The sequence below is a fragment of the Azonexus sp. IMCC34842 genome (assembly GCF_050368855.1).
GTDB classification, from domain to species: domain Bacteria; phylum Pseudomonadota; class Gammaproteobacteria; order Burkholderiales; family Rhodocyclaceae; genus Azonexus; species Azonexus denitrificans_A.
The window spans coordinates 2,851,125-2,871,448 of the sequence record NZ_CP178449.1; the positions used below are offsets into that span (position 1 = coordinate 2,851,125).

At 63.3% G+C, this 20,324-nt stretch carries 17 protein-coding genes; 4 read left to right on the top strand and 13 right to left on the bottom strand.

Annotated features, from left to right (window positions below):
• Positions 1–16: 16 nt before the first annotated feature.
• The 4 genes from ACLIKD_RS13520 to ACLIKD_RS13535 all read right to left on the bottom strand — a co-directional run bounded on the left by ACLIKD_RS13520 (position 17) and on the right by ACLIKD_RS13535 (position 4,322).
• Entirely contained in the window at positions 17–934 is a 918-nt protein-coding gene (locus ACLIKD_RS13520; protein ID WP_428825486.1) for a DMT family transporter, read from the bottom strand.
• 90 nt (positions 935–1,024) lie between these two features.
• Positions 1,025–2,128, bottom strand: coding sequence for an alkene reductase (locus ACLIKD_RS13525; RefSeq protein ID WP_428825487.1), 1,104 nt, complete (start codon positions 2,126–2,128; stop codon positions 1,025–1,027).
• Between the two features lie 149 nt (positions 2,129–2,277).
• On the bottom strand, positions 2,278–2,862 hold the full coding sequence (locus ACLIKD_RS13530; protein WP_428825488.1) for a TetR/AcrR family transcriptional regulator: 585 nt from the start codon (positions 2,860–2,862) through the stop codon (positions 2,278–2,280).
• Positions 2,863–2,897: 35 nt separating this feature from the next.
• Complete coding sequence (locus ACLIKD_RS13535; RefSeq protein WP_428825489.1) at positions 2,898–4,322, bottom strand: DHA2 family efflux MFS transporter permease subunit; 1,425 nt, start codon at positions 4,320–4,322, stop codon at positions 2,898–2,900.
• A 255-nt stretch (positions 4,323–4,577) separates the two neighbouring features.
• On the opposite strand from ACLIKD_RS13535, the gene ACLIKD_RS13540 reads away from it, so the two are divergent.
• Complete coding sequence (locus ACLIKD_RS13540; protein ID WP_428825490.1) at positions 4,578–6,518, top strand: sigma-54-dependent Fis family transcriptional regulator; 1,941 nt, start codon at positions 4,578–4,580, stop codon at positions 6,516–6,518.
• Between the two features lie 70 nt (positions 6,519–6,588).
• On the top strand, positions 6,589–8,238 hold the full coding sequence (locus ACLIKD_RS13545) for a diguanylate cyclase domain-containing protein (RefSeq protein WP_428825491.1): 1,650 nt from the start codon (positions 6,589–6,591) through the stop codon (positions 8,236–8,238).
• 23 nt (positions 8,239–8,261) lie between these two features.
• On the opposite strand, the gene ACLIKD_RS13550 is transcribed toward ACLIKD_RS13545, so the two are convergent.
• The 8 genes from ACLIKD_RS13550 to ACLIKD_RS13585 all read right to left on the bottom strand — a co-directional run bounded on the left by ACLIKD_RS13550 (position 8,262) and on the right by ACLIKD_RS13585 (position 15,346).
• A complete protein-coding gene (locus tag ACLIKD_RS13550; RefSeq protein WP_428825492.1) occupies positions 8,262–8,642 on the bottom strand; it encodes a SirB2 family protein in 381 nt (126 codons plus the stop codon).
• Positions 8,639–9,949, bottom strand: a complete 1,311-nt coding sequence (locus tag ACLIKD_RS13555) for a hypothetical protein (protein WP_428825493.1) — start codon at positions 9,947–9,949, stop codon at positions 8,639–8,641. The genes ACLIKD_RS13550 and ACLIKD_RS13555 overlap by 4 nt, the downstream gene beginning before the upstream one ends.
• Before the next feature lie 13 nt (positions 9,950–9,962).
• Positions 9,963–10,190, bottom strand: coding sequence for a DUF2249 domain-containing protein (locus ACLIKD_RS13560; RefSeq protein WP_226416749.1), 228 nt, complete (start codon positions 10,188–10,190; stop codon positions 9,963–9,965).
• Entirely contained in the window at positions 10,187–10,633 is a 447-nt protein-coding gene (locus ACLIKD_RS13565; protein WP_226471349.1) for a hemerythrin domain-containing protein, read from the bottom strand. Before ACLIKD_RS13565 ends, ACLIKD_RS13560 begins: the two co-directional genes overlap by 4 nt.
• 82 nt (positions 10,634–10,715) lie before the next feature.
• The gene (locus ACLIKD_RS13570; RefSeq protein ID WP_428825494.1) at positions 10,716–11,456 is read right to left on the bottom strand and encodes an MBL fold metallo-hydrolase; all 741 of its coding nucleotides are present in this window, start codon (positions 11,454–11,456) and stop codon (positions 10,716–10,718) included.
• Between the two features lie 9 nt (positions 11,457–11,465).
• Positions 11,466–12,101: a chemotaxis protein gene (locus ACLIKD_RS13575; protein WP_428825495.1), complete on the bottom strand. Its 636-nt coding sequence runs from the start codon at positions 12,099–12,101 to the stop codon at positions 11,466–11,468.
• Positions 12,102–12,149: 48 nt separating this feature from the next.
• A complete protein-coding gene (locus ACLIKD_RS13580) occupies positions 12,150–13,898 on the bottom strand; it encodes a PHA/PHB synthase family protein (RefSeq protein WP_428825496.1) in 1,749 nt (582 codons plus the stop codon).
• Between the two features lie 35 nt (positions 13,899–13,933).
• Positions 13,934–15,346 carry an MBL fold metallo-hydrolase RNA specificity domain-containing protein gene (locus ACLIKD_RS13585; RefSeq protein ID WP_428825497.1) on the bottom strand — a complete coding sequence of 471 codons (1,413 nt, stop codon included), beginning with the start codon at positions 15,344–15,346 and terminating at the stop codon, positions 13,934–13,936.
• Between the two features lie 86 nt (positions 15,347–15,432).
• Between ACLIKD_RS13585 and ACLIKD_RS13590 the strand changes: the two genes are divergently transcribed.
• On the top strand, positions 15,433–15,876 hold the full coding sequence (locus ACLIKD_RS13590; RefSeq protein ID WP_226471354.1) for a universal stress protein: 444 nt from the start codon (positions 15,433–15,435) through the stop codon (positions 15,874–15,876).
• Positions 15,877–15,994: 118 nt separating this feature from the next.
• Positions 15,995–19,516 (top strand): response regulator, encoded by a 3,522-nt coding sequence (locus tag ACLIKD_RS13595; RefSeq protein WP_428825498.1) that lies wholly within the window; start codon positions 15,995–15,997, stop codon positions 19,514–19,516.
• 3 nt (positions 19,517–19,519) lie between these two features.
• Here the strand turns inward: ACLIKD_RS13595 and ACLIKD_RS13600 are convergent, their stop codons facing one another.
• A complete protein-coding gene (locus ACLIKD_RS13600) occupies positions 19,520–20,224 on the bottom strand; it encodes a hypothetical protein (protein WP_428825499.1) in 705 nt (234 codons plus the stop codon).
• Between the last annotated feature and the right edge of the window lie 100 nt (positions 20,225–20,324).

The following is a 20,324-nucleotide window of genomic DNA, read 5'->3' on the forward strand; positions in this document are numbered from 1 at the left end:
GGCAGCGCAAGCTCGTTCAGTCGACGGTGGCGAGCGGTCGCTTGACCGGATTGCGCCGGCTGGCCGCCCAGCCGATCAGCGACAGTAGGGCCAGGCCGCTGCCGATCAGCACGATGCCGGCCACCTCGAGGCTCTTGAAGGCTTCGCCGAAGGTCAGCCGGGAGGAAAGGATCGCCACCACCGGTGTACCGAGTACCGACAGACTGGCTTCCCAGGCCGGCACGCGGTCGAGGATGTAGATCCACAACCACCAGCACAGTGCCGTGCTGGCCACCGACATGAAAACCAGAATGCCGATATAGGAACCCGACCAGTCGGTAGCCCGTTCCGGGACCAGCGCCGCCAATATGATCAGCGGTACCGCTCCGATCAGCATCTGCCAGCTGGTCAGGGCGAGCAGATCGACCTGATGCTGGGAGCGCAGCCGTTTGACCAGAATGGTTCCGGTCGCCCAGCAGATGGCCGCCATCACCCCGAGGAACTTGCTGAACAGGCTGGAGTGCATGTCCCACGGTTCGATGATCAGGAGCAGGCCGGTCAGCGTGCTCAAGGCGGCCAGCCACTGCTGGCCGCGGATCCGCTCGCCGAGGATCGGCCAGGCCATCAACAGCGTCCAGATCGGCATGGTGAAGATCAGCACGGCCGTCTTGCCCGGGCCGCCTTCGACCAGCGCCCAGGTCTGCAGCGCCATGAAACCGGCGACCTGGGTCAGGCCGATGGCCAGCGTCAGGCCCGGCGCGACCAGGCGGATCGGCCGGCCCATCAGCTTGAGCGCCAGCAACAAAGCCAGGGCGCCGCCAACGCAGCGCTCGGCGGCAAAGGCGAAGGGCGGCGCATAGACCAGCCCCTGCTTGGCAAGCACCCAGGTATAGCCCCAGGTCACGGAGAGCACGACAAGCGCGAGCGGCGGCAGCCAACGGCGGAAGGAAGACATCGGGCAATGATCCTGCTGAAAATCGTCAATAAATCGCAGGATGCTGACTGTTCAACTCCCGCCGGATGGGGGGCTAGCGCCCCCCTCAGATCATGCTGCGACGACGTCGGCCAGCACCGGATAATCGGTATAGCCCTCGGCCCCGCCGCCGTATAGCTTGTCGGCCCGCAGCTCGTTGAGCGGCGCATCGTCGCGCAGCCGGCGGACAAGATCCGGGTTGCTGATGAACGGCCGGCCGAAAGCCACCAGATCCGCCTCGCCGTTGGCCACCGCGGCCAGCCCGGCGCTGCGGTCGATGCCGTTATTGATCATCCACGCCCCCGGGAAGCGCCGCTGCAATGCGGCGTAATCGAAAGCCGGCTGGGCATCGGCCGGGAAACGGGCGCCGCCGGTTTCACCCTCGATGACGTGGATGAAGGCCAGGCCGAGCGGCGCCAGCTGTTCGACGACATGATTGAAGAGGGCCTGCGGATCGCTGTCGCGCGCCGCATCGTTGACCGTCGTCAGCGGGCTCAGGCGAATGCCGGTACGCCCGCCGCCGATTTCGGCGGTGACGGCCTGCATCACTTCAAGCAGCAGGCGGCTGCGATTGGCGATACTGCCGCCATAAGGGCCGCTGCGGTCGTTGATGCTGTCGCGCAGGAACTGTTCGAGCAGATAACCGTTGGCGGCATGCACCTCGACGCCATCGAAGCCGGCGTCGATGGCATTGCGCGCGGCTTGGCGATAATCGGCGATCAGGCCGGGCAATTCGTCATCGCGCAAGGCACGCGGCGGGGAAACATCGACAAAACCGTTGGCGGTAAAGGTCTTGGCCTTGGCCTGGCGATTGGTTGACGATACCGGGGCGGCACCGCCGGGCAACAGCGAGACATGCGAGATCCGCCCGACATGCCAGAGCTGGATGACGATCTTCCCGCCGGCGGCATGTACCGCGTCGGTGACCTGGCGCCAGCCGGCCAGCTGGGCCGGCGTGTGGATGCCCGGGGTATCGAGATAGCCCTGGGCCAGCGGACTGATCTGGCTCGCTTCGGTAACGATCAGGCCGGCCGTCGCCCGTTGCCGGTAGTACTCGGCGGTCAGCGGAGCGGCGACCTGGCCTGCGCTGGCGCGATTGCGCGTCAGCGGTGCCATGACGATGCGGTTGGCGAGCTGAATGTCGCCGATCTGGATGGGATCGAACAGGGAAGTCATGAGCGGTACTCCTTCGATAGAATTGTTCAACGAATGCCGCGTAAGCAGCGAGGATCAGCAACCCCGGAACCAGACAATTAGACCGGTCGTCTGGTTCCGGTTTAAAAAATTGACCGCGCAAGTCGCGGCCATCGGGCATCGCTAACCGATCAGCCGGCCAGCATTTTCAGTGTCACGTTCATGGCGTTCTGCATCGGTTCGCGGTTGCGGTGCAGCTTGGTCAGCAGACTGGCACCCAGCCACAGTTGGTAGAGCATCTGCGCCGTCGCCTGCGGTTCGAGGGCGGGCAGCGATGCATCGGCGACGCCGGCTTCGATGCAGCCGGCCAGCCGCGCCACGATCTGATCGGTGCCGTCGCGCAGCGTGATGCGCATGGCGTCCGACAAGTCGGCGACTTCAGCGCCAAGTTTGACGACCAGGCACTTCTGCTCTTCGCAATCGGCGCACTGCGCTTGCATCCACCGTTCCCAATAACAGATCAGCCGCTCGCGGGCCGACAGGCCGGGCGACTGCAGCAAGGCATCGATGCCGACCAGATAGGCCGCGAAATAGCTTTCAAGCAGCGCTTGCCCGTACTGCTCCTTGGACTTGAAGTAGTGATAGAACGAGCCTTTGGGCACACCGGCCGTCTGCAGGATTTCATTCAGGCCGACGCCGGAAAAGCCCTTCCCGGCGATGATCCGGTAGCCGGTATCGAGGATGTGCTGGCGCGTGTCGTCGTGGCGAATATTCATGGTGGCGTCAGAATACAGCCAATTAGACCAGTCGTCTAGTGATTTTTTTCCCGGCGCTTCATCAAGCTCGCCGCCGCCAGTGCAAAAGCAAAGGTGATGGCGAGGAGCAGGAAGCTTTGCGAAAAAGCGCGGGCGATGCCGCTTTCGGTGATGCCATAGACGCTCTGCCGCCACTCGACAAAGACCGCCGCGATGGCGACGCCGATGACGCCGCCGAGCTGGCGCGCGTAACTGATCACCATCGACGACTGACCGAGCTGATGAACCTCCATTCCGCGCAGGGCGGCCAGACTGAGCGATGGCAGGATCAAGGCCAGGCCGACGCGGCCGAGCACGGTGACGGCAACCAGTTCGAGGTAGCTGATGTGCGTGCCGAACAGCGCAAACAGCACGAAGGAGATGCCGAACAGGACCAGCCCTCCCATCGTCAGCGCCTGCGGCTGATGCCGGTCGGCCAGACGACCGGCGACCGGAATGCAGATGGCCAGGGCGACCCCGGCCGGCAGCAGGGCCAGACCGGCGTGCGTCGCCGAGAAACCGAGCGCGCTCTGGAGAAAAACCGGGATCAGATAGGTCGAGGCATACAAGCCAAAACCGTAGGCGAAGGAAACCAGGCTGCCCATGGCGAACGGCCGGTCGGCGAAGAGCGCCAGGCTGACGATGGTGTTTTTGCTGCGCCGGGCATGCCGCACGAACAGCGCCAGGGCGAACAGCGCGATGGCGAACTGCAGCCCGGTCCATGGATTGTTCAGGCCGCTGTGATGCAGGCTGGCCACCCCTTCGACGGTGCACACGGTGGCCAGACTGAGGACGGCGACGCCGAACCAGTCGAAGACCCCGAACTTGAGTTCGGTCGCCCGTGGCATCAGGAACAGGCCGGCGATGCCGGCAACCAGGCAAAACGGCAGGTTGATCAGGAAGATCGCCTGCCAGCCGAAATGATCTAGCAACATGCCGCCCAGGGCCGGAGCGATGGCCGGGGCCAGCACGATGCCGAAGCTCAGCAGGCCGGAAGCCCGGCCCTGGCTGTCGGCCGGAAACAGCCGCATGACGGCCAGGGCGCCCAAGGGTTGCAACAGGCCGGCAGCCGCCCCCTGAACGATGCGGGCGAAGACCAGGAAGGAAAAACTGCCGGACAGACTGCCGGCGATGCTCGCCCCGGCCAAGACCAGAATGGCGCTCAGGAAGCAGCGACGAAAGCCGAAACGGTCAAGCAGCCACGGCGTCGGCAGCATGGCCAGCGTCATCGCCCCCATGAAGCCGGTGATCGCCCACTGCACCCGTTCCTGGCCCAGCCCGAAATGATTGACCAGGGCCGGGATCGCGACATTGAAACTGGTCGTCGACAACACCGCGGCCACCGTACCGAGGGCTACCACCACCAAAACCAGCCATTTGTAGCGGTTGCCGAAGCGTTCGATCAACCGGTCGCGCGAAGGAGAAAGAGGCGAATGGGACATGGGGGAGAAGCCGTCGGAAAGGGAAAATGAATGGACAACCCGATAATTAGCATGAATCGCCGCGCACCGCGACAACGATTGGCGCAGGCATGGCCAACTGCCGGCGGTTTGCCGATCCGCTCCCCGGTTTGGCAAGAGACATGTCTGACACCCTATTTTCCCCTGCTGCGCCTGGCGCATTGCTACTAGAATGGGGAGGTGCTTCGCCAGTAAACAACAAAACAACAAGAAACACGCAATGCCCCCGGAGGAGAGATGGGACAACTTCATTTCATGGCCGATTTGCACGGCCAGCAACTGCAACAAGCCAGGCAGCTGTTCTTTACCCGCGGCGAACGGCCGGAAGGCCTGGTCGACGCGTTGATCGTCCGTTCCTGGGAGCGCTGCCAGCGGTTCGGGCTGAGCGAGAGGCATGCCATTGCGGGCCGCGAATCGCTCGACCGGCTAGCCTTGAAAACCGAGCAGGAACGGAATCGCTACCTGCTGCTCCAGGGCCGGCCGATCATGGAGCACGTCTACGAACAGATTCGCGAATCGGGCAGCATGGTCATCTTGGCCGACGCCAATGGTCTGCTGCTGGAAACCGTCGGCGATCCCGACTTCGTCGACCGCGCCGGACGCATCGCGCTGTCGGCCGGCGCCTCATGGGACGAAAACCAGCGCGGCACCAACGCGATCGGCACCGCACTGGCCGAAGAGGCGCCCACCGCAGTGCTCGGCGCCGAGCATTTCTTTGAAAACAACGCCTTCCTGACCTGTTGCGCCAGCCCGATCTTCGGGCCGGATGGCCGGCTGATCGGCGTCCTCGACATTTCCGGCGACTATCGCAGCCAGCAACGGCACACCCTGGGCCTCGTTCGCCTGTCCTCGCTGCTTGTCGAAAAGCGCCTGTTCGAATGCCTGCACGCCGGCGACATCCTCGTCTGCTTTCATGGCCGCGCCGACTATCTGGGCAGCCCAAAGGAAGGACTGGCCGCCGTTTCGCCGGACGGGCAAATTCTGGCGATGAACCGGGCCGGCCTCGACATTCTCGGCATTCGCCAGGTCGATGCGGTACGCCGCGATTTTTCGCTGGTCTTTGAAAACAGCCTGGCCACGCTGATCGATCGCCTGCGCCACAAGCCGCAGGCAACGGGTGAATTGTCGGTGAACGGCAAGGTGCTCAGCCTGCAGTTGCGCGGCCAGTTGCCGCCAGCCAGCATGGCCGGCCGCGTTTACGATGAACCGGCCGCCGAGCGCCCCCCCCGCCCTGCCGCCGCGACACCGGCCCCGGCCATCACGCTCGATTCGCTGAACACCGGCGATGAGCGCCTGCAGGCGGCAATCGACCGGGCCCGGCGGATTCTTGGCCGCGACATCCCGATTCTGATCCAGGGCGAATCCGGCGCCGGCAAGGAACTGTTCGCCAAGGGCTTTCACAACAGCGGCCCGCGTCAGGCCGGGCCGTTCGTCGCGCTGAACTGCGCCTCGATTCCGGAAAACCTGATCGAATCCGAGCTGTTCGGCTATGCCGGCGGCGCCTTTACCGGCGCCCGCAAGGAAGGCGCTCCGGGCAAGATCCAGCAGGCGCATGGCGGGACGCTGTTCCTCGATGAAATCGGCGACATGCCGCTCAATCTGCAGGCCCGGCTGCTGCGTGTGCTGCAGGAGCGTTGCGTGACGCCGCTCGGCAGCACGCGGGCCATCCAGGTCGATATTTCGCTGGTCTGCGCCACCCACCGCCGCCTGCGCGAGGAAGTGGCGCGCGGCACCTTCCGCGAGGATCTTTACTACCGCCTGAACGGACTGTGCGTCACGCTGCCGGCCCTGCGCGAGCGCACCGACCTGCGGCAACTGGTCGGCAAGCTGGCGGCTGCCGAAGCCGGCCAGTCGGCACCGGTCCAATTCAGCGAAGGCGCCCTGCTGGCCATCGAAAAATACGCCTGGCCGGGCAACATCCGCCAACTGTTCAACGTCATCCGGGTGGCCATTGCGCTGCTCGACGACGGGACAACGCTGATCGACGAAAGCCACCTGCCGGAAGAGCTGTTCGAGACCACCTCGGCGGCACCGGGGAGCGCGACCGGCAGCCTCGAGGCGATCGGCCGCGACGCCGCCTGGCGCACGCTGGAATCGGCCGGCGGCAACATCTCGGCGGCCGCCCGCCAACTGGGGATCAGCCGCAACACGCTGTACCGCAAGCTGGGTAAACTTTGAGCCGCAGCCTTCGCCATGCCCGCCACACCATGATGACCATCGATAATTCGACGGAATCCCCGGAATCCTGATGCCCGCCAGCCAGAACCTGTTCGACAACGTACCCGCGATGATGCACTCGATCGACACGACGGGAGCCATCGTTGCGGTCAGCCAGAAATGGCTGGATACGCTGGGTTACACGCGCGCTGAAGTAATCGGCCGGAAGTCCTCGGATTTCCTGACCGAAGATTCGCGGCGCTACGCCATCGAAACCGTTTTGCCGGCATTTTTCGCCAGCGGGGTATGCACCGACATTCCCTATCGCCTGGTCGCCAAGGACGGACGCCTGCTCGATGTGCTGCTGTCGGCCAACTGCCAACGCGATGCGCAGGGCGAAATCACCGGCAGCATCGCCGTCATGCAGGATGTGACGACCCAGCAATTGGCCGAACGCCGCCTGAAACTCAGCGAAGCGGCGCTCAAGGAGGCGCAGAGCGTTGCCCATATCGGCAGCTGGATTCTCGACCGGCAAAACAACGAGTTGATCTGGTCCGATGAGCTTTTCCGGATACTGGAAATTGACCCCGAAATCGGCGCTTCCAAGGACGCTTTCCTGGCCCGCCTGCACCCGGACGACCGCGACGAGGTCAAGCGGGCTTACCGCTCATCCCTGACCTACCGCCATGCCTACGAGATCCGTCACCGCCTGCTGTTCCCGGATGGACGGATCAAATACATTCACCAACGCTCGGAATTTCCGGCCGAAGGCACCGAACTGCCGGCCCGCTCGCTCGGCACCTTGCAGGATGTGACCCCGGCCGTCCTGCAGGAAATGGCCTACCAGGAGAGCGAAGAGCGTTTCCGGACAATTGCCGACCACACCTACAACTGGGAATACTGGGAGGGGCCGAGTCGGGAAATCCTCTACGTCAGCCCATCCTGCCTGCGCGTCACCGGCTATTCCCAGGCTGAATTCATTGCCGATCCGAGCTTGATCCAGCGGATTGTCTTTGCCGAAGATCAGGCCGGGTTCGCGCAACATATCGAGGACGCGGATAGCCAGATCGAGTGCGAGGTCAATTTCCGGATCGTCCGCAAGGACGGTGAAATCCGCTGGATTGCCCACGGTTGCCGTGCCGTGACGACCAGCGACGGCCGCTCGCGTGGCCGGCGGGTCAGCAATCGGGACATTTCCGATCTGAAAAATGCCGAAGAACTGGCCAGCAAACTGGCTCACTTCGACACCCTGACCGGCCTGCCGAACCGGCGCATGCTCCAGGACCGGCTGTGGCGCGGCATCGCCCAGGCGAAGCGCACCCAGCGGCCGCTCGCCGTGATGTTCCTCGATCTCGACCGTTTCAAGCAGATCAACGACACGCTCGGCCACGATGTCGGCGATCAACTGTTGATCGAAGTCGGCAAGCGCCTGAGCGCCAGCGTTCGCGAATGCGACATGGTGGCCCGCGCCGGAGGCGACGAATTCATCATCATCCTGCCGGAAATTACCGCGCCGGGCGATGCCGCAGTGGTCGCCGGAAAATTCATCGCCGCCATCCAGCGCCCGATGCAGATCGGCCAGCACAGCTTCGCGGCAACGGCCAGTATCGGCATTGCCGTGCGGGCCGGCAGCGATACCGACGATGCAGCGGAAATGATGAAAAAGGCCGACATCGCGATGTATCAGGCGAAACGGGCGGGACGCAATGCCTTTCGCCTGTTCGACGAGGCCCTGGCCTAGCCCCCGGGCCGATCAAGCACCAGCTACAACCAGGGCCAGGGATTCCGGGCGAGCGCCACGCTGACGATGTAGGCATAGGCCAGCACGGCGAGCAGGAAAAACCGGCGGCGACTGGCCAGCGTCTTGCCGCGCTTCAGCGCCATGCTGCCGAGCAGGACATAGGCAACCAGGCCGCAGAGCTTGGCCGTCAGCCAGCCATCGACGAAAGGATACTGCCCGCTCAGCCAGGCCATCGCCAGCGCGCTGCCGAGCAGCAGAGTATCGACGATATGCGGCAGCACCCTGGCCAGACGGTGCTGGAGCCATGGCGAGCCGGTGAGCATCCACCAGCCGCGCAGGCAAAAGCCGAGGCCGCTGAAGATGACGCAGCTGACATGCAGATGTTTCAGCGCCAGATAGCTCATGCGGCCGCCAGTTTCGCTGCCAGTTTCGCCGCGATGTCGGCGCTATGCCAGCGGTAGCGGCGGATGGCGCTGAATAGATTCCACCACAACCAGCCGGCGGCGATGGCAAAGGCCAGGCCGGCCGGCCGGGCCAGCCAGTCGGGCCAGAAAGCCGCCGCGACGAGCAGGAGCAAGGCCAGGACATAGGCTTTCGTCTGGCGCTGCATGGCCGGCTCACCGAGGATCTTGTTCATCGTCGGCGCGGGCGTCTTGCTCTGCGTGGCACTCTGCAGATGCAGCCAGGCGAGAAAGGGAACGATCTTGTACAACATGCCGATGATGAAAGACAGGAAGCCGCCCAGCACCAGCAGAATGCCAAAAACCAGCGGCCAGCCCGGCAGTTCGGCAAGGGCCGGGAAAATTGCCGCAGTCGATAGCATCAGCAGCGCGAAAATACTCGCCGCCAGACCGAGTTGCCAGTAGCGGCTGGTCGCATCGGCGCGCGCCCGCCGTCGCTTGAGCTGCAGGCGCAGGGTCAGCACGGCGAAGACGAGGCCGGCCGAGGCCACGCCCAACTGGCTGATGCGCACCAGCCACGGCCAGTCGACCAGCACCGCAACGCTCCACAGCAGCAGCGCGCCGAACATCAGCGGCGGGAACAGCCAGCTCGGTCGGGCCGGATAACCAGCCGTCAGTTGAAACATCGGCACCACGACATAGGCCATCGCCGCCAGCAGAACGCCGGCCCAGCCGCCGAGGCCCCAGGCGGCATGCAGATCGGTCAAGGCGACCAGCGGCAGCCGCCAGCCATTGGCCAGGCCCAGGGCGAGCAGCATGCCCAGGCCAACGACCACGGCCAGTCCGCCGAGCGCCAATTTGAGGCCGCGAATCGTCGGGCTGGTCGACGGAACGCCGATCAGCGCCCGCAGCGTCACCGCCAGATAGAGCAGAATGGTCAAGCCAAGCAGCAAGGCGGCCGCCGTCAGGACGGCCGGCCAGCCAAAATGGAAGCCGCCGGCCAACAGCAGCACACCGCCGCTCAGCCCGATATTGACGACGATCGCGATGCCCAGCGGCCGCGCCAGATTGGCCCCGGCGACCACCGGCAGGATCTGGATCAACGCGCCGAGCATGATCTGCAGCATGAAGCCGAGGGTGATCAGGTGGGTCGCCGCCAGCCCGTCCGGCGTCCACCGCGAGGCGAAAATGTCCGGGCCGGCCACGGCGACCAGCAGGCCGGCGAGGACGGCAAACAGCGGCGCCGTCAGAAAGAAGCGCAGCGGCGCCGCGAACGGCGGCGCGTTTTCGAAAGCCAGCAGGGCCTGCATCGTCGGCCGATCTTCAGCGCGAGATCAGGATCTCGAAGGTGCCGTCGGCCGTCAGCTCGGTTTCGTATTGATGGCCGTTCTGGCGGAGCACCTTGTACAGCGGATGCGGCTCGCGAAACAGCAGCAGCAACATTTTCTCGCCGGGCTGCAGGGTATCGAGCATTTCCATGGTCTGGACAAAGGGCTCCGGCGGTTCCAGATAGCGGGCATCGACGACGTGCGGGGTTTTCGGATGGCTCATGATTCGGCTAACTCGGTTTCAAGACGTTCAAGAATGGCCGGCAATTCGCCTGACAAATGCTCGTCGCACATCGGATAGAGGATGTTCTCCTCCTTCATATTGTGCTGCTGCATCATGATCAGCAGTGTTTCAGCCAGCCCGAAATAGTCGTCGGCGTTTCCCGACTCCAGCGCGCCGACCGCTTCATCGAGCAGCGAACGCATCTGGGCGTGCTCCATGCGCATGACCTGGGTCGGCCCCAGGCTGCTGCCCATCTTCGCTTCGAACGTCGGGAAAAGGGTCTTCTCCTCGCTGGCGAAATGCGCCAGGATCGCCGAGCGGAAGTGGCCGAAGGCCGCTCGTGCGGCGTCCGGGTTTTTCTGGGCTATCGCCAGCTCGGTTTCGGCAAATAGATCGTCGCAGCGACGATGATCATCTGTCATGAAAGTGCGGATACTGGTCATGGCTTACTCACGGCGGTTAGGTGTGACCATTCTCGACGCTGCCACCTCGAAATCACCTTGACCGCCGTCAAATCGCGAAAAATCAGCGACTAAGGATTCCGACCGGCAACTCGTCGAACCAGTTGATGAAGCGCAGAACATCGGCGCCGCGATAAATCGCGCCGTGCTGCGGGCAGAGCAGGTCGATATCGAGCTGCGAGACGCGTTCGCACCAGTCGCGCTTGGCTTCGTTGGAGCCCATCCAGCGTTTGTGAAAGCCTTCGGCATGACCGATATGGGCATCGAAATCCTCGACGAACAGGCCATCCATGCCCGGCGGCAACAGCGCCGCACCGACGTCGCCGGAAAACAGGATTTTCGCCTGCTTGTCGTACAGATGAAAATTGCCCGACGAGTGCAGGTAATGGGCGGGAATGGCTTGCAGCATCAGACCGTCGAGCGGAATGTCGAGGCCTTGGTCGGGAATCGGAATGAAGGTCTCGGCGGAACCGCCGAAGTGCGGCAGGAAACCGCTCCACATCCAGCTGACGTAGCAGCGCATGGCCGGGTTGAACTCCAGCCAGAGAGCCAGCGAGGAGCAGCAATCCGGGTCCTGGTGCGAGGCGAAGACGCCGGCCAGCGCCGACGGATCGAATTCGGCCGAGAGCGCCGAAAAGACGGCGGGAAAGATCTCGGCACCGCCCGGATCGAGAACCAGACCCCGGCTGCCATGGGTCACCAGATACTCATTGGTATCGATCAGATGATTCGGCTTCTGCGGGTCGCGGACAATCGCCACCCATTTGTGATTGCCGTCCTGAAAAATTGTTTTCGTTGTTTTCACGGCGCTTCTCTATCGATCCTGATTTCCGGCAAAAAACGGCGAGCGACGCAAGGACTCAAGCGAGCCACGGATCTCCTCGACGACGCCGTCGAACTCCCCGGAAACCTGCGATAGCGACGGCGCAAAACTCTGGCCATAGGCGGCTTCGATCTTGGCCGACTTGGCCAGCACGCCCCCCAGTTCGACCATCTGGAAAACCTCCTCGAGAGCGCGCTGGAGCTGGCGGCGCAAGCGGAACAGCTGCTCGACATGTTGCTCGCCTTGCTGGCTGCGCCGCGCCATCACCCCGGCCAGCGCCGCCTGCTGCGGGGCCAGTCTTGCCGCCTCGCCGAGCAGGCGAGCCAGGCGGTTGTCCTGCAGGACCAGCGAGACTTCATTGACGCAGCCGTGAATCAGGCCGGTCAGGGTTTGCATGCAGCGGCGCAAATCCTGCGAGAAGACCCGCAGCTCATTGGACAGCACGCCGAAACCGCGCGCCGCCGTACCCGCCCGCTTGGCAAGAAAAATGGCGTTGAGCGCCATGATGTTGATCTTGAAGGAGACCCCGACCACCCGCTTGATCTCCTCATTGATCTGCACGATGCGGAGCAGATCGACGCCGGCCTGCGCTGCCGGGGCGGCCGCAATCGCCAGGGCGGTGGTCATCGCCCCGCCCGCCTGACGTGGTCGGCGAGCGGCGGCGGGCAATCCGGCCTATTTTTCCAGGACATAGGTCCCGGGCGCGTCAGCCAGGGCCGGGAATTTGCGGTTGCTCGCCGGGTAGGCCTCGACCAGATCCCCGGTCCGTTCGCCCAGCCAGCGCGTCCAGTCCTCCCACCAGGTGCCGGGCTTTTTCTCGGCACGGTCGAACCAGTGTTCCCAATGTTCGTTGCGCTCCGGCTCGGCGATCCAGTAGGCGCGCTTGGGTGGATTGACCGGCGGATTGACGATGCCGAGAATGTGCCCGGAGGTCGACAGGACGAAGCGCACCGGCGCCTTGACACTGACCTGCTTGCGGATGCGGTAGCACTGCTTCCACGGCGCGATGTGATCGTCCTCCGCAGTCACCGCGTAGAGCGGCTGAACGATCAGGTCGAGGTCGATCGATTCGCCGGCGATGGTCAGCTTGTCGCGCTTGATCAGGTTATTGTGCAGGTACATCTCGCGCAGGTAGTAGGAATGCATGGCCTGCGGCATGCGGGTCGAATCGACGTTCCAGAACAGCACGTCGAACGGCGGCAAGGGTTCGCCGAGCAGGTAGCTATGCACCCAGTAATTCCAGATCAGGTTGTTCGAGCGCAGCATGCGGAAGGAACCGGCCATTTCCGTGCCGTCGAGATAACCCTTCTTGGCCATCGACTCTTCCAGTGCGCCGATGCAGGCGTCGTCGATGAACACATCGATGTCGCCCGGATGGGCGAAATCGGTCAGCGTGGTAAACAGCGTCCAGTGCGCGACCGGCATCTTGTCGGCGCCATAGCGCTTGTTGGCCCAGGCCATGTAGATGCTGGCCAGCGTGCCACCGATGCAGTAGCCGACCAGATGCACCTGCGGCACCTTGCAGAATTCGCAGGCGACCCGCACCGCTTCATTGATTCCTTCGAGCAGGTAGTCGTCGAGGCGGATATCGGCCAGATCCTCGCCCGGATTCTTCCAGCTGGTGATGAATACCGAATAGCCCTGATCGGTCAGGTACTTGACCAGACTCTTGCGGGCGGTCAGATCGAGGATGTAGAACTTGTTGATCCACGGCGTGGTGATCACGATCGGCATCGCCCGCACCTTGTCGGTGGTCGGCGTGTAATGGATCAGTTCAACCAGCCGGTTGCGGAACACCACCTTGCCCGGCGTCGTCGCCAGATCCTTGCCGACCACGAAGGCATCCGGCTCGACCATCAGGATATTCTTGGCCTTGACGTCGCGCTGGAAGTTTTCCCAGCCCTTCTTCAGGCTCTCGCCATTGGTTGCGACAAAGCGCTCCATCGCCGCCGGATTGAGGCCGAAAAAGTTGGTCGGCGCCACCATGTTCAGCCAGTTGCGCAGCCAGAAGGCGGAACGCCGACGTTCCTTGTCGGACAGCCCGGGCGTCTCGAAAAACATGTCTTCAAGACGGTGGGTAAAGGCCAGATACCACTCCTTGACGATGTCCCAGCTCGCCGAATCAGTCCAGATCGGGTTGGCAAAGCGGGCATCGTCGGCATTCGGCTTGATGACGTCCTCGGAGGCGATGCCCATGGCCCGCCGCAGGACATGCGACTGCAGCGCGAAGAGGTCGCCGGACAGCGCGTGAACGGCCCGCGACAACTCCTGCGGATGCATCATCCAGGCCATGTGGGCCTGGAGCAGCGACGTCGTCACGCCATACGGATCGACCGCCTTGCTGATGGCATTGCCGGCCGATTCCAGCGGACTTAAATCGCTTATATCAATGACATTATTTCGAACGGACGAGTTACCGGACATCAGGATCACCTCTTGACTGAATTGTTCTCTGTATCTTACAGCGTGACGGACTCGCCGGGTGTCGGCAATCGCACGTCGGACCACCCCAATTGCGCTTCGATGGCCCGGGCAAAATTGGCCGATGCACCGGCTTCGCCATGCACGACAAAGGTCCGCCCGGGCGGCTGGTGAAAGCCGCGCAGCCAGTTGAGCAGCGCCGCCTGATCGGCATGCGCCGAGAGGCCGCCGACGGTATAAATGCGCGCCCTGACCGGGACCGGCTGACTGAAGATATTGACCAGCCGCGCCTTGTCGACGAGACGCCGGCCCAGCGTGCCGGCCGCCTGAAAACCGGCGATCAGGATGCTGCATTCGCTGCGCGGCAGGTTTTCGCGCAAGTGGTACTTGATCCGCCCCGCCTCGCACATGCCGCTGGCCGAAATGATCACGGCGCCGCTGCGAATTTCGTTGATCGCCTTCGAGCGCTCGACATCGGCAACAAACTCGAGTTTCATTTTCTCCGGGTGCTTCTTCATCCAGGCGATCAACTCGCGCGTTTCGGGATCGAGCAGTTCCGGATGGGCCAGCGTGATCTGCGTCGCCGCGTTGGCCATCGGCGAATCGACATAGACCTTGAGCGGAGAAAGGCGCTGGCGCCGCACCAGATCGGCCAGCATGTAGATGATTTCCTGGGTACGCCCGACGGCGAAGGCCGGGACCACCAGATTGCCGTGCGTCGCCCAGGTTCGCCCGAAAGCATCGACGATTTCGTCCTCGGTCTCCGGCAAGCCACGGTGCAGGCGGTCGCCGTAGGTCGATTCGATCAGCAGCACATCGGCTTGCGCGATGACCTTTTCCGGGTCATTGAGCACCGGCCGCTGCGGCATGCCGAGATCGCCGGAGAACACCAGTTTGCGCGGCCGGCCCTCGCCGCTGACGGTCACTTCCAGCCACGATGAGCCAAGAATGTGCCCGGCATCGTGGAAGCAGACCTTGACCGTCGCCGCCGGCTGAATAATTTCGCCGTAAGCCACCGGCCGCAACAGACTGAGCGAAGCCAACGCCTGGGCCACCGTGTACAAGGGCGCCGGCACGCCGCGTTCGTCCTTGCCGCGCCGGTGGCGATGCCGCAATTGCCACTCGGCTTCCTTTTCCTGGATGTGGGCACTATCCGGCAGCAACACTTCGAGCAGATCGATGGTCGCCGGGGTGGTGTAGATCGGTCCCTTGTAGCCGAGCATGGCCAGACGCGGCAGCAGGCCGGAGTGGTCGATATGGGCATGGGTCAGCAAGACGAAGTCGATTTTCCGGACATCGAAACCGAAATTCAGGGCATGCAAATTCTTCGAACGGGCTTCGGCGCCGCCCTGAAACATGCCGCAATCGACCAGAAACCGGGTATCCCCCGTTTCCACCAAAGTGCAGGATCCCGTCACTTCTCCGGCCGCACCGAGAAAACCGAGTCGCATGTTTTATTTCCTCCTGACTTGGCGTAGCATGATCCTCAAGTGGGCGGAATGCAACGCCAGCAGACAGTTTCAGGAGATAGACCACCATGTTCAAACACATTCTTGTCCCGACCGACGGTTCCGAACTTTCGCAAGCCACCGCGAAATCCGCAGTGGCCTTCGCCAAGGATGCAGGAGCCCGGGTAACCGTCTTTTTTGCCAAGCCGGAATACCCGATCGCCTATTTCGGCGAGGGCGCCCTGATCGACCCGACGACGCCGGAGAAATTTGCCGAACTGGCCGAACAGCAGGCTGCCCAGTATCTCGGCGAAGTGCAGGCGATGTGCACCGCCGCCGGGGTCGAATGCAGCACCACCTCGGCAACCAGCGACATTCCCTACGAAGCGATTATCGAAGCGGCCGAGAAGTGCGGCTGCGACCTGATTTTCATGGCCTCGCACGGCCGTCGCGGGATCAGCGGCTTTTTGCTGGGCAGCGAAACCAACAAGGTTCTGACCCACAGCAAGGTACCGGTTCTGGTCTATCGCTGACCATCGTGCCGCCCTGACGGGCGGCCACCACCCCGGCAACGGGGTACGAACCTATAGCGGACCAGCCGGCGATCACGGCGCATCCGTTCGTCGTCCTGATCGTTCGCAGCAATAAATCATGCAGCCGTCCACCGGGGATTTTCGTCTCAAGTATCAGATACTGGCCCCGGTTGGTTTGGCATTGCTGCTTCTGGTCGGCATTTTCGGGCTGGTTTTCGAAAACCACCTGGCCAACCGCGAAGCGCTCAATCTGCAGGCCGCCGGCCATCAGGTTGAAGATATCTGGCATAACCTGCGCGATGAAAGCACCTTGCGCCTGGCCTGGTTTGCCGAGGAAACGCAGCGCAACGACAAGTTGCGCGAGGCCATGCAGCGCGGCGACCGGGATGCCCTGCTGGCCGAGACGCAGCCGGCCCTGGCCAGAATGCAGCAGTACTTCGGGATCAGCCACTGGTACTTCATCGCACCCGACAAGCGCATCGTCTTGCGGGTCCACGAACCGTCCCGCTACGGCGATCTGATCAAGCGCAAGACACTCGACGATGCGGCGCTCGGCGGCAAGGCGGCAACCGGCCTCGAGCTCGGCCCGCTATCCACCTACACGCTGCGCCATGTCATCCCCTGGGAGCACGAAGGCAAGCTGCTCGGCTACATCGAACTGGGCATGGAAATCGAGTGGTTCGCCCGGCAGATCAAAGCCCTGACCCATCTCGATGTGCTGACTGCCGTCAACAAGGCCTACAGCAGCGAGGAAAAATTCCTGGCCGGCAAAAAAGCGCTCGGACTGAGCGGCAACTGGAGCGATTACGGCAAGATCGCCCTGCTCTCCCAGACACTCGACAACTTGCCAGCCGATCTCGCGAGATTCTGGGAGGAAGCCCTGAGTGGCGACAGCGGCATTTTCGAGGTCAGCAGCGGCCAGCGGACCTGGGCCGGGCAGATCATTCCACTGGCCGACTACGAAATGCGTCCGGCCGCCTCGATGGCTATCCTGAACGATGTCACCGAGAGCCGGCAGACCGGCCTTCGCCAACTGGCGATCGCCACCCTCGCCGCCACCGGGTTGGCGATGCTGCTCTTTCTCGCCCTGTCGCGCCGGCTGGAGGCCATGGAAAAGAAGCTGCAGGTAGCGCACGAATCGCTGGCGGCCAATGAACAACGCTTTCTCGACATTTTTTCGACCAGCTCCGACTGGTGGTTCTGGGAAATGGATGCCGAACTGCGCTTCTCCTTCTTTTCCGACAATGCCAGCAGCCTGGTCGGCTTCGATGCCGACGAACTGGTCGGCCGGGACCGCCGGGACCTGATCGTTGCCGAGGACGCCGACGAGCGGGCAGAACTGGCCGCACACGTTGCCGACCTCGAGGCCCGTCGCCCCTTCCACCATTTCGAATACCGTCTGCGCCGGCCGACGGGCCCCTGTATCTGGCTCAGTCTGAGCGGCGTCCCCATCTTCGGCAAGGATGGTCAATTCCAGGGTTACCGTGGTGCCTGCGCCAACGTCACCAAGCGCAAGGCACAGGAAGAGGCCGAAATCGATGCCCGGGAAGGCGCCGAAGCAAAATTCGCCATTGCCCGCATCCTGCAGGAAACCGGGCGACCGCTGAAGGAGCGTTTCGCTGCGGCGCTCGAGGCGGTTTTCGCGATGCGCGACGTGGCGGTCGAGCGCAAGGGCGGAATTTTCCTGCTCGAACCCGGCGCCGACGCCCTGAGCATGTGCACGACCAGCGGCGAATTCACCGCCCAGTTCCTCGCCGACGAGCAGCGGGTGCCGCTTGGCCGCTGCCTCTGTGGCCGGGCCGCCGAATCCGGCAAACTCCTGGTTTCCGATGGCTGTTTCAGCGACGAGCGGCACGAAAACGCCTGGCCGGAGATGACCAATCACGGTCACTACATCGTGCCGCTCAAGGTTGGGGCGCAATGCCTGGGGGTGCTCTTCCTGTACACCGTGCCCCGCCCATCGCGTTCGGAACTCCGCCTCCAGGCCTTGCAACAGATCGGCGACCTGTTCGCCCTGGCGATCGCCAACGAGCGGGCCATTCAGGCCAGACAGGATGCCTCAGCACGGGCCGAGGCGGCCAGCCGGGCGAAAAGCGAGTTCCTCGCCAACATGAGTCATGAAATCCGCACGCCGATGAACGGCGTGATCGGCATGACCGATCTGCTGCTCTATACCGAACTCGACGATGAGCAGCGCGAGTTTGCCGAAATCGTCAAGAACAGCGCCAATTCGCTGTTGGGCGTGATCAACGACATCCTCGATTTTTCCAAGATCGAAGCGGGACGGCTGGATATCGAGGCGATCGATTTCAGTCTGATCAACACCGTCAGCCAGACCTGCGAACTGCTCGCCGTCCAGGCGCGGGAGAAGAATCTCGACTTCCACTACCGGATTTCCCCAACCGTGCCGGAAATGCTGCAGGGCGATCCGGGCCGCATCCGGCAGATATTGACCAATCTGGCTGGCAACGCGATCAAGTTCACCCCGGCCGGCGAGGTCGAAATCGTTATCAGCGTGATCGCCGAGGAACTGACGTCGACCAAGCTGCTGTTCGAAATCCACGACACCGGTGTCGGCATTCCGCCCGAGCAGGTCGAACGGCTGTTCACGCCGTTTGCCCAAGCCGACAGCTCGATCACCCGACGTTTTGGCGGAACCGGCCTGGGCCTGTCGATTTCCAGGCGACTGACCGAACTGATGGGCGGCGAGATCGGCGTGCGCAGCGAACCCGGAAACGGTTCGACTTTCTGGTTCACTTTACCGCTCGCCCCGAGCGATTCAGCGAATCCGGCCGGCCCCGTGCTGGCCGAAGGCGAGCTGAAGGATTGCCACGTACTCGTGGTCGATGACAACGAGACCAACCGGCGCCTGCTCTTTGCGCTGCTCAGCGCCTGGGGCTGTCGGGCCGAGCAGGAAGCCGATGGCCTGGCCGGCCTGGCCCGCTTGCGACAGGCGGCCAGCGAGGGCGACCCCTACGAGATCGCGCTGGTCGATATGAACATGCCCCGGATGGACGGCGAAACCATGGGTCGGCTGGTCCGCGAGGATGCCGCGCTCGACGCGACGCGTTGCGTGATGCTGACCTCCGCCGCCCTGCGCGGCGATGCCGAACGCTTGCAGCAGGCCGGGTTCGATGCCTATCTGACCAAGCCGCTGCAGGAAAGGCATATCCGCCAATGCCTGGCTGCCTTGCGCCACGGCAGCTTCGGCGACGAACCGACGGCCTTGATCACCCGCCACACGCTGGACGAGGCGGCCCTGCCGCGCAGTCTGCGGCTTCTGCTGGTCGAGGACAACCGGATAAACCAGAAGGTAACCAGCGCCATCCTGACCCGTCAGGGGCATCGCGTCGAAATCGCCGAAAACGGCGAACAGGCCCTGACCACACTGGCCGCTGCGGATTTCGACGCCGTGTTGATGGATTGCCAGATGCCGGTGATGGATGGCTTCGAGGCAACCCGGCGCTTGCGCCAGTCGTCCGCCGTGCGCGACCCGAACATTCCGGTCATCGCCATCACGGCCAATGCCATGCAGGGCGACCGCGAACAATGCCTGGCTGCCGGCATGAACGACTACCTTTCGAAGCCGATCAGCGAAAAAGAAATGCGCCTGGCCCTCGAGCGGATCGCCGACGGTTGAGTCTCAGCGCCCGGAGCAGTGCTTGCTGCCGGGCGGAATGCGGCAGAGCACCTTGCCGTTCGCCGTATCGATGAAATCGACCTCGTCGAGGACACCGATCAGATAGCGTTTTTTCAGCGTGAAATCGGTCGGCTTGCCGTAGGTCGCCTTCCAGAATGTCGTGCTTTCGCTGAGTACCGGTTCGATCAGGTGCGCCCGGACGCGCAGGCCGAGATGGCCAACGATATCGGCCGGCAGATCGGCGCTGAAGCCGGCATCGTCATCGACGCTGCGCGGATAGAAATCGTAGAGGTTGGCGAAAGCGAGGAAATAGTCGTAACGCCAGCTGACCTTCATCTGCTGGATCACGCCGATCTTGTCTTCACCGGCGTACTCGCCGCGCTCGACCGCGACCGACTGGAGGGGCAGGAATTTGTACTGGTAATAGTCGTCAACCGCCGGATCGACCAGCGGACGCCAGTTCCAGCCTTCGGCGATCTGGTTGAAAGCCATCCGGTAACGCGCCTCGGCCCGCTGCCCGACGACCTCGACGGAAAAACCGGAACTGGCCGAAAGATCGACATCGACTTCGATTTGCTTGCCGGCCATGGCATGCGGGTCGGCCTGCGCCAGGCTCTCGAACTGCCGATCGGCCGGTTCGGTCGCGTAAACCGGGGCAAAGAAGGCGGCAACCGTCGCTACTGCAAGTACTTTTCGGAGAAGAGTCATGGCGATATTGGATGCGGCCATGAGGGCACGCAAACAGACGACATATTGAAATCAGCCGGCGCCGCGGCCCATGACGCACATCAACAAATACTGATATGAC